Here is a 12,641-nt window from a genome sequence, read left to right on the forward strand (position 1 = left end):
CGGCCGCGACGTCCCCGCAGGCCCTGAGGCGGGAAGGGGCGCGCCGTGTGTGTCCGGTGGCGAAGGGGCTCGTGGCCGAGGCAGGCCGCCCCTGGACGGCACCGTATCGGCCGGTGGCCATGCCCGCCTGGGAGTTCACTCCTCGCCGGTGCTGCGACCGGAAACGATCACGGGTTGCTGTAACTGACCTCGTGTCGATGGAATGTGACGACTCGTCCGACCCGGAGTTCGGCGCCCGGCTGGACCGGATCGAGTACGTGATCAACGAGCGCCCGGACAGCACCTTTGTCGTCGACGGATACGGCCCCCTGGGGATCCGTCCGACGGCAGGTTCGCGCTGGGCCGAGCAAGGAAAGCCAGACCGGGTTTCCTTGCTCACGGAGCTGTGCTTCTCCGAGGGGTTGATGCCTGACATCACTCGCGCCGAGTTGGAGACCGCTCTGTGCGACCTGCGCGCCCGCGACCGCCGTTACGGCGCCTACCCCGCCCGACCCCCGCGCCCCCGAACTCCCCCTGTCTCTAAGGAGAAGCCCGGTGACCACACACAGTGGGCATCGGGTTTTCCGTCTGTCCCGCCCTGTCCCGCCGGCCGTCCGCCGCTGGCGTGCCGAGGCGTCACCCTTGCTCTGCTCCCGGGACGGACTCACCCTACGGAGACGGAGACCCATTGCCATGACCACCCATCAGACCTCCTCCCTCCTCCTGGGCCTGGCCGCCATCGTGCTGCTGGCCCGCCTGCTGGGCGCGCTGGCCCGGCGCCTGAACCAGCCCGCGGTGATCGGCGAGGTCCTCGCCGGCATCGCGCTGGGCCCGACCCTCTTCCACGGGGCGCTCTGCGACGCGCTGTTCCCGGCCGGCATCCGGCCGTTGCTGGGCGCCCTGGCGGCAGTCGGTGTGGCGTCCTTTATGTTTTTGGTCGGCCTGCAGTGGGACGCCGCGACGATCCGCGGCAGCGGGAGCCTCGCCGCGACCGTGTCGTTCAGCTCCATCCTGCTGCCGTTCGGCCTGGGCATGCTGCTCGCGCTGTATCTGATGGATGACTACGGCACCGGTGACCGGACGGCGTTCATGCTGTTCATGGGCATCGCCATGTCGATCACGGCGTTCCCGGTACTGGCCCGCATCCTCACCGACCGGGGCATGACCCGCTCCCCGCTCGGCGTGGTGGCGCTGGCCTGCGCGTCCATCGACGACGTCCTGGCCTGGTCGCTGCTGGCCGGTGCGGTCGCCGTCAGCGGTTCGGCCGGCCCCGACCAGTGGCGCATCTTTCTCGCCGTTCCCTACCTGCTGGGCGTGCTCTTCGTCGTACGGCCCCTGCTGCGCCGCTTCGTGGCCCGCTGCCCCGCCCTGACGCTGACCCCGACAGTGTTCGCGGCCGTCCTGGTAGGCCTGCTGCTGTCGGCCGCCGCCACCGAGTGGGTGGGCCTGCACTACATCTTCGGTGCGTTCCTCTTCGGCGTGATCCTGCCGCGCACCGGCGGCGAACGACTGCGCGCCGATGTCCACGAGCGGCTGGGCGAGTTGAGCGACACCCTGCTCCTGCCGGTGTTCTTCCTGATTGCCGGTCTCCAGGTCGACCTGTCCCGCCTGGACGCGGCTGGGCTGGGCACGCTGGGGCTCATCCTGCTGGTGGCGGTGGGCGGCAAGTTCACCGGCGCGTTCGCTGCGGCCCGTCTGAATCGGCTGCCGGCGCGGCAGTCCGCCGCGCTTGCGACGCTGATGAACACCCGCGGCCTGACCGAGCTCATCGTCCTCAACGTCGGCCTGCAACTGGGCTTCCTGGGCCGGGACCTGTACTCGCTGATGGTGGTCATGGCCGTCGTCACGACCGTGATGGCGGGCCCGCTGCTGAGCTGGATCATCGGCCGCCCCGCGGACACCGGCCCCTCGACTGGGATGCTCTGTGCTGCGCTGGTGACCCCGAGCAGCAGCTCGTCGTCTGGACCGCCGAACCCGGCACCCCCTCCCACGACGCCCTGCGCCTCCTCGCCTCCTGGACGGCGAGCGCCGACCGCTCCGCAGCCGACCGGTAGGACGTGACCGGCCTACCCCAGCATCCTCGTCCTGAGGGGTCTGGAGGGCCTCACCAGGTGACCGGCCACCGGCTCGGCACCCTCTGCGAGCTCGGGCCCAGCACGAACGACGCGGTCGAGACGGCCCCGGCGGTGAGGCGCCCGCCCTCCGGTCGTCCCTCGTCCGCAGCGTCCGGCTCACGCAGGGCCGAAGGACTCCGCTCTCTCGGCTTCGTCTGCGCCACCAGGCTCTGGCTGTTGCGGGTCAGGACGTTGGTGACGGCGCGTAGTGGTGGGCAAGATGGGTGGCGAGGTGGCGGAGGTGAGCCCTGGCTTCGGTGGGGCCGTGCACAGTGATGGCGCTCCCGAACGGCAGCAGTGCTCGCACGTCCTCCAGATGCAGGAAGCGGATCGTTACCCTGTGGCCGGTGGCGGATTCTTCATGGTCGTCCGGGACGAGTCGTAGGCCGAAGATCCGTTGCGCTCGCTCGATCTGGGTCTGGTCGATGGTGGCGCTGACCTCTATCGCGTGGTTGTGCTCCCACTGGCCAATGAGCGCTGCGGCGACGGTGGCCAGGGTCTGGCTCTCGCGGATCCGTCGCGGCTGGTCGACTTCTTTCCACGTCGTGATCCGTTCGAGTCGGTACATCCGTGGCACTCGGGCGCAGTCGGCGACGAGGTACCAGATGCCGGCCTTGGCGAACAGCCCGTAGGGATCCACGACCAGGTCGCGTGGGCATGACTCGCGTGGGCTGTCGTACTCGATCCGTAGCCGGCGACCTCGCCGCACTGTGCCGATCAGCGAAGCCGGAGTCGTGCCGGAAGCTCGTGCCTGACGCCAGGGACGGCTGTCCACGTGCACTACGTCGGTGAGCGGCAGGAGCTTATGAACTCGGCGTGGCTGTGCAGCGGCGATCTTGGAGAGCGCGCGCCGGCTTTCGCCCGATGCGTCGAGCTCCGCACGTTGCTTCTCATCCAGCCCGGTGAGCGACAGATGATCACGCTCGCCCGGTGTGAGTCGCGTGAGGTCGAGCCCGGACCCGGGCAGCATGGTCACGCCTCCGAGGCGGCCCCGGTGTGCGGTCACCGGCAGACCGGCGTCGCGGAGCCAGTTCAGGTCTCGGGTGATGGTTCGAAGGGACACCCCGAGCGCTGAGGCGAGTTCCTGTGTGGTCACTGCATCCCTCGATTCGAGGAGCAGCATCAGGGTGAAGAAGCGGTCTGGGGTCACGCACCAATTTTTTCAGGAATTGCGACATGATGCGGCGCATATCCCGGTCAGGCTGGCGGATGCGTACCTACCACCTGCGAGCCTGTGAGAAGGAACAATCATGACCACATCCGTCGTATCCATCGTCTACGTGAACGACGCTCCCGCCGCGGCTCGTTTCTACGGCGACCTCCTCGGCATGAGCCCCTCGTTCGAGACTTCGGGATACATCACCTTCGACCTCGGGCCAGGCGCTGACCTCGGTCTGTGGTCCGGCCAGTTCGAGGATCTGTCACCGGACGTCCCGCGCACCAGTGAGGTGTGCCTGGCCGTCGACGGTGGACCCGACGAGCTCAACGCGACCTTTGAGCAGTGGAATTCCAAGGGGGTCACGATCCTGCGCGAGCCTTATGATGCGGGGTTCGGGCTGACCTTCCTCGCAGCCGATCCTGACGGGAACCGTATCCGCGTCGCACCGCGGGGCTGAAAGGCCGCAATGCGACAGGCGCGCACGACAGGTGTCGCGCCTGCCGTCGTCCGACTTCGAGAGGACGACGAGTGCCCCACGCGAATGCGCCCCTGAGCGGCGAGGGCCGTAGGCGGCTTGCGAAGCGGTGCCGGACGCGTCCCATCGCTCACGGCGCCGCCGAGATGGGCATCTCTCGCGCATGCGCCGGCACGTGGGTAAATCGCCGGCGGCTACACGGTGATGCGGGATTGCGCAGCCGCGCAATCAGCTGATCCAGCTCACGCACCCTCCGCTCGTAAGCAGCCTGCGCCGAGGTGAGGTTGGCCGGCGCAGCGGACTCGGACTGCGCCGCCTGACGGGACAGCTGTATCGCGCCCATGCCCGCCCTCTCCCTTGGGCTGCCGACCCCCTGTCGTAGCGCTGCCGAGCCAACTGCGGCACCGGATTAGGGACAGACGTCACCAACGCCACATCCCACTGCACACCTTCACTCCACACGCCTCAGACGGCTCAGGTGCCCCGGCGCGATTAAGGGCTCAGCAGACAGTCAACGCGGGAGAGTTGGAAGATCCTGCGCGACTGCCGTGTCGTGCGGCTGTGGTGGTTGTGGTTATGGGGTGTGGGTGGCGCGGTGTACGAAGGCGGGTGGGAGGTTCGCCCAGACCACGGTCGAGCGTTCCAACCGGCTGTAGCGACGGGAGAGTTCGGCGGTGAAGTGGCGGGCGGGTGGGGTCCAGGCCGCGTGGAGGTAGGCGAAGGTGGTGAAGCGACCGCCTGGCGTGAGGACTTCGGTCACGGCGTCCAGGATGTGCTTGCGCTGTTCGCGCGGCATGACGGTCCAGGGCAGCCCGGAGACCACCGCGTCGGCAGGTTCGCCCACCGTGGTGGCCAGTTCGGCGGCCGAACCCTGTTTCACGGTCAGGCGTGTGTCGCGCCGGGTGGCCGACAGGCGTGCCGCGAGTGCCGGGTTGAGCTCGATCGCGACAAGTCGCGCGTCGGATGCGAGCCGGGCGAGGATCGCGTCGGTGAACACCCCTGTTCCCGGGCCGAGTTCGACCACGAGCCGGGCCTTTTCGAGGCCGATGCCCTCGGTCATCGCGTACGCGAGCCGTCGTGAACTGGCTGCTACGGCACCGGTCATGAGGGGGCGTCGGAGGAATTCGGCGGTGATCGACATGGCGGCCATGGTCGAAGCACTTCGGGTGGCCGTGCGTCGTGTCCTCGGCCGGTCCGTGTACGACCATGGGAGGACCCCGTGACGCCCGCCGGGAGGATGTGGGGGAGTGGCCCCGGCCGTAGCGTGAGGTGGTGTATCGGCTGATCGAGACCCTGTCCCGCCTGCGGCGGGGCCGCCCGTGGCTGACGGATGTCCTGCTGGTGGCGCTCGTGGCGGTGCCGCCGGTGATCCGACCGCAGCCGGGCTGGCGGCCGGTGTGGGCGCAGGCGGGTGTGTATGTAGCCCTGGTGTTGCCGCTGTTGTGGCGCCGCCGTCGGCCTGTGCTCGTCGCGACCCTGGTGACGGCGGCGTTCTGGGCGCAGTTCCTCGGGCAGGTGTGGGGACAGGAACCAGGACGCGGCGCTGTCGCCCTGGCCGCGGTCGTGGCCACCCTCACGGTGCGTGGCCTGCGCCGCGCCGCCGCGGCGACGGTGGTCTGTGCCGCCGGCTGCGTTGTGCTGTGGATTCCCGCCTGGCAGCGGGACTACGGCGGCCCGGGCGCCCGGGGGGCCTGGCTCACTCCGCTCGCGGTGGGGCTCCTGCTGGCCGGGGCCTGGGTGTTCGGGGAGTACGTCCGTGCCCGGCGCGCCTACATCGCCGAGTTCGAGCGGCGGGCCGTGCTCGCCGAGTCGGAGCGCCTCGCCCTGGCCAGGGTCGCCGTCGCCGAGGAGCGGGCGCGCATTGCCCGGGAGATCCACGATGTCCTCGCGCACAGTGTCAGCGTGATGGTGCTGAACGCTGAGGGCGGCCGGCTGATGCGGCACGTCGACCCCGCCGTCGTCGATCGCACGCTCGGCGTCATCAGCGCGACCGGCCGTGAGGCACTGGGCGAACTGCGCCGGCTGCTGGAGGTGCTGCGTACCCCCGACGCGGACGCCTCGATCGGCGACTCGGGCTCCGGTGCGGCTACCGAACACCTCCCGGCCGATCTGCGGCGGCTGGTCGAACGCCTCAACACGAGCGGCAGGCGCGCCCTGCTGGACCTTCGCGGAGAATACGGCGGCCTTCCGGCGGATCTCACTGTGCAGACGTACCGCATCGTGCAGGAGGCGCTCACCAACGTCGTCAAGCACGCGCCGCCGGACGCCACGGTTCATGTGCGGGTCGACACCGGCAGGCAGGGGCCCGGGCGGCTGGTCCGCGTCAAGGTGGAGAACTCAGCCGGAGCAGCCGGGCGTCCCGCCCCGCTGCTGCCGTCCGGTCGCGGACTCACCGGCATGCGTGAGCGCACCGCCCTGTACGGCGGGCGTGTCGACGCCGGGCCCACACCCGAGGGCGGCTACCGGGTCGCCGCAACCCTGCGCCCTGGCGTCCCGGAGCCCACCAGGGTGACCCCATGACCGACCCGACCCCGACCTTGAAACGCACCGTGTCATCGTCCCGGGTGCTGATCTGCGACGATCAGGAACTGATCCGGATGGGGCTGCGCATGGTCGTCGACAGCCAGCCCGATCTCACCGTGGTGGGCGAGGCCGCCGACGGCGACGCGGCGATCGCGGGGGTGGCCGCCCTGAAGCCGGACCTCGTCCTGATGGACGTACGCATGCCCGGTCTGGACGGGCTCGCAGCCACCGAACACCTCTGCGCACAGCCCGACGGGCCCCGCATCCTCGTCGTCACCACCTTCGACCTCGATGAATATGCCTACGCGGCCCTGCGTGCCGGCGCGAACGGCTTCCTCGTCAAGGACGCCCCCGCCGAGGAGATCCTGGTGACCGTCCGTGCGGTGCTGCGGGGCGAGGTCATGGTGGCGCCGTCGTTGACCCGGCGCCTGGTCGAACGTTTCGTCCTGCATGCCCCCGCGTCCGTGTCCGCCCAGCGTGGCCGTCTGGCGGCTCTCACCGAGCGGGAACGGGACGTCCTTGCCCTGGTGGCCCGGGGACTGGCCAACGGCGAGATCGCGGGCCGCCTTTTCGTCGGGGAGACGACCGTGAAGACCCACCTCGGCAGGATCCTGACCAAACTCGGCCTCCGGGACCGTATCCAGGCGGTGATCTTCGCCTACGAGAGCGGGCTGGTACGGGTCGGGGACTGAGCCGATGACAGGCATTCCGCCGGTGGCCCGCATCGTCGCGGTGAGCGTATGAGAGGTCGTATCGCACACTGCGTGCAGAGCGGGTGGGGAAGATCGCGGGCTGGATTCCTGGACTGCACACAGTGTGTCCGGAACCCTTACTTCGTGCCGAGGCCCTAGCAGCCGGCGGAGGCGCTCGTGTTCGGCGGCCATCTCCGCTGTGGCGAGGATGTCGTCGGGGTACAAGCGCAGGGGAGTGCCGGTCGGGCCGGTGCGTGGCCGGCGGCAGTCGGCCGTGTGGCTGCGCGGGGACGAACAGGTGTGACGGGGCTGCGGTCGCCCGGATCTCGCCGGTGTGGGTTCCCGTGACGATGAGAGCCACGTGTGACATGGGGGGCGAGGCCGTTGCTCCAGGCCGCCGCCTGAACAGGGATTTTCTCGGTGCCGAGAACGCCGAAGGTGTGTTCGGGGGGTGTACGCGTGGTGCGCGGCGCTCGTGGGAATCTCGCGACTGGTACGGCGTCGCTCCGGGTGGAAGCCTTGCGGGGTCTTATCCCGGTGCGGCCAGGGCGTCGTCCGCCCGGAGCGACGGTTCGGTTCTCCGCAGGCGCGGGTGCGGCGGCTCCTGGAAGTCGGTGGAGATGCCGCAAGAACATGACAGATCGTCAGGCCCATCAGTCCTTGCGGCATCGGGAACGAATCACTCACTCACGGCAGGCTCAGCTGAAGACGAAGGGCCCAGGCGTCTGGGCGGCGTTCGACGTACAGGTGACGGAGATGCCGAAGATGACCATCTTCAGTGAGCCCTTGTAGAAGTCCAGGCTGTCGCCGACGGCCACGGTGCCGGGAAGCGGACCGACGGTGACCGCGCCGCCGGCGGGTATGGCCGGGTTCACGGTGCCGCTGAACACCCGGTTGGCGCCGGTGGAGTTGGTCATGGTGAGCGTGGAGCTGATGGAGTTCGCCGACAGGGCGAGCGGCGTGGTGATGGCGGTGGAGCTGAGGGTGATGGTGGCTGAAGTACTGCTGACCTGGGTCGCGGTCAGTGTGGCCGTGCCGCCGCCGAAGATGCCGCAGGCGGCGGTGATGGTGGCGGAGCCTGGGGTGACGGCGGCGGACGCGGAGGGCGCGAAGGCCAGAGTCGTGGCGGCAATGAGCCCAGCCGTGAGTGCCGCACCTGTGGTTAATCGCTTCATGGGAGTCGTGTTCCCTTCCCGGTGGTGGGAGTGCCATGTGTGGGATGGCGACCCCGGGCCGAGTGGGTGCGGGCACACTGCGGGGGATCGAATCTGACGGTCCGTCGGAACTTGCGCTCCCCATTGATACGCGAGCAACACGGAACGGCATAGTTGAAATCTGGCCGACTGCGTACGCGAGGAAGCAGATCGGATCAGCGACGTGGATTGTCCGGTGGGCCAAAGGTTCGCGCCACTGGTGTGCACGGTGGGACGGTGGCGTGGCTTGTACGGGATCGTGCGTCCCTGCCCTGAACTAGCCTTCCTGTCACTGCAGTTGGAGTTCCTGGACGTTGTCGGTGCGCGACGAGCACGAAGCCCGGCAACTGGCCCGCGTGATGCCGCCGCATGCCTGCATCCGGTGCCTGGACCTGTCACGCGACGCGGATCGCCTCAAGTCCTGACGACACCTGCTCGGAGTGGGACAGCCCGTACTTTCCCGGGTTCGAGTTGGAGTCAGAGCGGAAGATCATCGGCGCAGCCGCCCGTCCAGCGTTCCGCTCTCTGCCGGGTCCGGTGTTCCCGGACCGCGACGCCGTCCGCGTTGTCCAGGCCGCTGACATCGTGACCCCACTCCGTCAAGGCTTCCAGCACGCGGTCGCGTCGGCGGCGGTGGGTGCTGGTGGTCAGCGGGAAGCGGGCGTGGTCGGCCAGTTCATCCCGGTGCCCGGTGAGAAGCAAGTGCCGGGCCAGAGGGATGGTGGCGACGAGGGTGGCCTGCCTCCTCGTGATCGTCCCCAAGGAGTGAGCGCACAGCGCGGTAGAACACGGGTCGCAACGCGCGGAACGCGCTGTCCGGGGTTCGTTCATCGGAGGCGACGCACGCGTTGTCGGCGTCGTAGGCGGTGTTGCCCAGCCAGTCCAGCAGGGCCGCGCGGGTGGGGTAGCCCGGGACCGGCCGGCCGGTCGCCCCGGCCATCGCCGACGGCGTGAAGGCTTCGCACCGTCCCACCGCCCTGACGGTAGCTGTGGCGCCCGCGATGGTCGCCGCACCAGTACCACCGGTGACCGCCGCGCCGCCGGCCACTCCTGCCGAGGCCCCGGTCTCCGTGAAGCCTCAGGCCTCAGATGTGCCCCGCGCCCTCACCCGTGAGTGGTCCGTCCTTCCGGTTTCCGGTGGGGGTCGGCCGCCTGCCGAGCGCGGAATGCGCGGTGAGTAACGCGAACGCAGGCAACTGCAATACATCGGAGGAGTCAAGAACTTCGACCAAAGATCTTGGGGTGGGCATGCAAATGTCCGACACGCATTCTCGCTGCTTTAGTGACTGATTTGCTCGCCACCTGAGTCGTTGACAGGTGTACGGAGCGTGCCTAGGTTCCTCGATACACCCGATGTATTAGGGACCGTCAGTTCTGGAGGACGATGATGACCTCGCAGCCGGGGAAGCACTTGCCGGTGCCCCGCAGAGTCGTACTCGGCACCGCGTTGGGAGGAGTTGCTGCGGCCCTGCCCGGGACCGCCCACGCCGAAGAGCCCGTGCCGGTGTCCCGGTCCGGGAAAAGCGCTTGGAGACTTCGCGACACCATGAGCACCGACGGCGCTTGGGAAGGATTCCTGCGGGGCCAGGATCTGCTGTGGAGCAGACTGCCCACTGTCTGGTACGAGGGGCCGTTCCTGGGCGACGGGCTGCTCGGCAGCATGGTGTACCAGGAGCCGGGCGCCAATCAGGTCCGCTTCACCGTCCAGCACGGCCGTGTCCAGGACCACCGGCCCGAGTTCGGCAGCGGCTGGGGCACCTGTCGCCTGCCGGTCGGCCACCTCACACTTGAACCGCTCGGCACCATCACGTCCGTCGACTGGCGGCTGAGTCTGTGGAACGCCGAGCTCACCGGTACCGTCACCACCACCGCGGGCACGCTCACCCTCTCCGCCCTGATCCACGACGAGGTCTTCGCCGCCCGTGTGACGGCCGGCGGCGGCGAACGGGTCACCTGGACGTTTCACCCCGAAGAGGCCCTCAGCCCTCGGCACATCAGTGAGGCCCCGCCCTCCGGCTACACCGCCAACCCGCCCTGGATCACCCGGAGTTCCGCCGATGGCACCGAGCAGGTGCTCCAGCCCCTCACCGGCGGCCAGACCGCCACCGCTTACCGCCGCACCGGCCACGACCTGCTGCTCAGCGTCGGGCACAGCTCGCCCTCGGGCACGGCCGCCGAAGCCGACTCGCTGCGCAACCTCCGGCGTGCAGCGTCCTACAGCGCCCTCAGGCGACGCCACACTCAGTGGTGGCACACGTTCTACCGCAAGAGCTTCGTCTCGTTCCCCGACCAGCGTCTGCAGAGCTTCCACTGGATCCAGCTCTACAAGGTCGCCTCCGCCAGCCGCGCCGACGGCCCCGTCATGGCCACCTCCGGGCCGTGGCTGGAGCCCACACCCTGGCCCGCGGTCTGGTGGAACCTCAACGTCCAGTTGGAGTACTGGCTCATCCACGGCTTCAACCACCCTGAGCTGGACGCGCTCGCCACCACGCTGCGCCAGAACCAGGAACAGCTCGCCGCCAACGTGCCCCCCGCCTACCGCGCAGACAGCTCCGGCATCGGCCGCAGCTCCGACATGTTCGCCAACCGAGGCGTGGGCGAGCCCGGAACCGGCGCCGAGACCGGCGACCTCACCTGGGCGCTGCACAACGTGTGGCTGTCCTACCGGCACAGCATGGACAAGGCGCTGCTGCGCGACACGATCTATCCCGTGCTGCGCCGGGCGATCAACTACTACCTGCACTTCCTCACCCCGGGCAGCGACGGCAGACTCCACTTGCCCAGCACGCTCTCGCCCGAATACCCCGTCGTGCCGCCACAGGACACCAACTACGACCTGGCCCTGATCCGCTGGGGCTGCCAGACGCTCATCGAGTCCGCCGAACTGCTCGCAGTCGACGAGGAGTTGATCCCCCGATGGCAGGAGGTGCTGGCCAGGCTCACGCCGTACCCGGTCGACGACAACGGCTTCATGATCGGCGCCGACACCCCGTACGCGCAGTCCCACCGGCACTACTCGCACCTGCTGATGGTGTATCCGCTCTATCTCGTCAACTGGGACCAGCCCGGCAGCCGCGACCTGATCGCGAAGTCGGTGACCCACTGGCACGCGCTGACCGGCGCCCACCGGGGCTACAGCTACACCGGGGCCGCCTCGATGTACGCGATGACCGGCGACGGTGACACCGCGATCACGTACCTGCGGAAGTTCTTCGACCCCGCCACACGCTACCCCTGCCGTGCCAACACGCACTACACCGAGGCCGGTCCGGTCATCGAGACGCCGCTGTCCGCCTCGCAGTCCCTGCACGACATGTTCTGCCAGAGCTGGGGCGGCGTGATCCGCGTCTTCCCGGCCGTCCCGTCCTCCTGGTCGGATGTCACCCTGCACGACTTCCGGACCCAGGGCGCTTTCCTGGTCAGCGCCGTCCGAAGAGCGGGGGCCACCCGGTTCATCCGGATCAGGAGTCTGGCGGGCGAGCCGCTCAAGCTCCGGCACGGTCTCACCGGGACCCTCACCGTGCTGCTGGACGACGGTACTGCCGCCCACACCCGTGATCTGGGCGAGGGCATTCTCGCCGTCGACCTGCCCCGGGGCCGCGAGGTCCTCGTCCACTCCGGCTCCCGCCCCGACCTCGTCATCGCGCCCGTCGCCGTCAGCGAGCCGGGCCCCGCCTGGGGCCTGCCGTAGCGGACCCGGAGTAACGCCGACGTGTTGTGGAGTCCGAGATGGCCTACCAGGTGGCCGCACAGCTCTCAACGGGCTCCGGTCCACTTCGTGTGAGTGTGCACGCAGGGCGACTGTCGATCTTCGGGCGATGGCAGTTGAGGTCGCCCGAAAACCGCCCGGCTGGACGGTGGTGTGGTCGACAGTCCTTCGCCGTGAAGCAACTTCGGCGGGGGAGCCGCCTTGGGCTGGTGTGCCTCTCAACTGGCTGATAGTCCGCAGGCGTCCGTGCTCGTCCGCCGTTGTCCGTCGGCGTTGTCACGCAGTTGGACACTCACCCGCGCCCATCTCGGAACCGTGAATGGTGCGTTCGATGTCGTGTCATGTCGTGCACACAGCCGAGCTGAGATCCACCTCCTGTCTCCCCTGGGCGGGCTCCGCGCTGTTCGGAGCTGCTACGGGTTGCGTCGCCTGGTCCCTGACCGTCTGGGCGCGCGCATACTGCGACGCGGGTTACGACGCCGGCGGACGCTTCGAACTCAACTTCCTGTTCCCTCTTGTCGTGGGAGGCGAAGCACTCGTTGGGCTCGTGGCTCGGGCCATCGGCCGCCGCCTGGTGCTTCCCGCGCCGACGGCGGTCCGCGTCGCACTGCCGACGCTGCTGGTGGTTGTCGCGACGGTGTGGTTGGCATGGTGGTTCTTCGCGACCCGGGGGACGCTGGACGGCTATCCCGGCGACTCCGGCCTCTGCCCCGTGAGTAACGTTCCGCCATCGTGGCCTGACTGGATCCCCGTCTGATCAGCCACACCTGATCACCGGTAGCCGGGACTTGCGGCCG

The 12,641-nt window shown here is 69.1% G+C and carries 10 protein-coding genes and 1 pseudogene; 7 read left to right on the forward strand and 4 right to left on the reverse strand.

Going from position 1 to position 12,641, the window contains the following annotated elements; translation table 11 throughout:
- Positions 1–672 precede the first annotated feature (672 nt).
- On the forward strand, positions 673–2,040 hold the full coding sequence (locus tag OG496_RS53890) for a cation:proton antiporter (RefSeq protein WP_405976306.1): 1,368 nt from the start codon (positions 673–675) through the stop codon (positions 2,038–2,040).
- A gap of 237 nt (positions 2,041–2,277) precedes the next feature.
- Here OG496_RS53890 and OG496_RS53895 read toward each other — a convergent pair whose 3' ends face one another.
- On the reverse strand, positions 2,278–3,243 hold the full coding sequence (locus OG496_RS53895) for a helix-turn-helix transcriptional regulator (RefSeq protein ID WP_405976307.1): 966 nt from the start codon (positions 3,241–3,243) through the stop codon (positions 2,278–2,280).
- A gap of 100 nt (positions 3,244–3,343) precedes the next feature.
- On the opposite strand from OG496_RS53895, the gene OG496_RS53900 reads away from it, so the two are divergent.
- Both OG496_RS53900 and OG496_RS53905 read left to right on the forward strand, forming a co-directional pair.
- Positions 3,344–3,709: a VOC family protein gene (locus OG496_RS53900; RefSeq protein WP_405976308.1), complete on the forward strand. Its 366-nt coding sequence runs from the start codon at positions 3,344–3,346 to the stop codon at positions 3,707–3,709.
- Positions 3,710–3,780: 71 nt separating this feature from the next.
- Positions 3,781–3,951 (forward strand): annotated as a pseudogene (locus tag OG496_RS53905) (helix-turn-helix domain-containing protein); the annotation flags it as partial.
- 350 nt (positions 3,952–4,301) lie between these two features.
- On the opposite strand, the gene OG496_RS53910 reads toward OG496_RS53905, so the two are convergent.
- A complete protein-coding gene (locus OG496_RS53910; RefSeq protein WP_405976309.1) occupies positions 4,302–4,868 on the reverse strand; it encodes a class I SAM-dependent methyltransferase in 567 nt (188 codons plus the stop codon).
- 131 nt (positions 4,869–4,999) lie between these two features.
- Between OG496_RS53910 and OG496_RS53915 the strand changes: the two genes are divergently transcribed.
- The gene (locus OG496_RS53915; RefSeq protein WP_405976310.1) at positions 5,000–6,247 is read left to right on the forward strand and encodes a sensor histidine kinase; all 1,248 of its coding nucleotides are present in this window, start codon (positions 5,000–5,002) and stop codon (positions 6,245–6,247) included.
- Positions 6,244–6,942, forward strand: coding sequence for a response regulator (locus OG496_RS53920; protein ID WP_405976311.1), 699 nt, complete (start codon positions 6,244–6,246; stop codon positions 6,940–6,942). Before OG496_RS53915 ends, OG496_RS53920 begins: the two co-directional genes overlap by 4 nt.
- Before the next feature lie 698 nt (positions 6,943–7,640).
- Here the strand turns inward: OG496_RS53920 and OG496_RS53925 are convergent.
- Together OG496_RS53925 and OG496_RS53930 are read right to left on the reverse strand one after the other, a co-directional pair.
- Positions 7,641–8,117 carry a hypothetical protein gene (locus OG496_RS53925; RefSeq protein WP_405976312.1) on the reverse strand — a complete coding sequence of 159 codons (477 nt, stop codon included), beginning with the start codon at positions 8,115–8,117 and terminating at the stop codon, positions 7,641–7,643.
- A 495-nt stretch (positions 8,118–8,612) separates the two neighbouring features.
- Entirely contained in the window at positions 8,613–8,897 is a 285-nt protein-coding gene (locus tag OG496_RS53930; protein ID WP_405976313.1) for a hypothetical protein, read from the reverse strand.
- 625 nt (positions 8,898–9,522) lie between these two features.
- Here OG496_RS53930 and OG496_RS53935 point away from each other — a divergent pair.
- Complete coding sequence (locus OG496_RS53935) at positions 9,523–11,826, forward strand: glycosyl hydrolase family 95 catalytic domain-containing protein (RefSeq protein ID WP_405976314.1); 2,304 nt, start codon at positions 9,523–9,525, stop codon at positions 11,824–11,826.
- 349 nt (positions 11,827–12,175) lie between these two features.
- Complete coding sequence (locus tag OG496_RS53940; protein ID WP_405976315.1) at positions 12,176–12,601, forward strand: hypothetical protein; 426 nt, start codon at positions 12,176–12,178, stop codon at positions 12,599–12,601.
- Positions 12,602–12,641: the final 40 nt, after the last annotated feature.

Origin of the sequence: Streptomyces sp. NBC_00988, from assembly GCF_045162645.1 — a bacterium.
Lineage (GTDB): Bacteria > Actinomycetota > Actinomycetes > Streptomycetales > Streptomycetaceae > Streptomyces.

What these genes read in the sequence shown, in the direction of transcription:
- OG496_RS53940 (WP_405976315.1), top strand. Translation starts at nt 12,176, where the DNA reads ATGTCGTGTCATGTCGTGCACACAGCCGAGCTGAGATCCACCTCCTGT.
- OG496_RS53925 (WP_405976312.1), bottom strand. Translation starts at nt 8,117, where the DNA reads ATGAAGCGATTAACCACAGGTGCGGCACTCACGGCTGGGCTCATTGCC.
- OG496_RS53910 (WP_405976309.1), bottom strand. Translation starts at nt 4,868, where the DNA reads ATGTCGATCACCGCCGAATTCCTCCGACGCCCCCTCATGACCGGTGCC.
- OG496_RS53890 (WP_405976306.1), top strand. Translation starts at nt 673, where the DNA reads ATGACCACCCATCAGACCTCCTCCCTCCTCCTGGGCCTGGCCGCCATC.
- OG496_RS53900 (WP_405976308.1), top strand. Translation starts at nt 3,344, where the DNA reads ATGACCACATCCGTCGTATCCATCGTCTACGTGAACGACGCTCCCGCC.
- OG496_RS53935 (WP_405976314.1), top strand. Translation starts at nt 9,523, where the DNA reads ATGACCTCGCAGCCGGGGAAGCACTTGCCGGTGCCCCGCAGAGTCGTA.
- OG496_RS53920 (WP_405976311.1), top strand. Translation starts at nt 6,244, where the DNA reads ATGACCGACCCGACCCCGACCTTGAAACGCACCGTGTCATCGTCCCGG.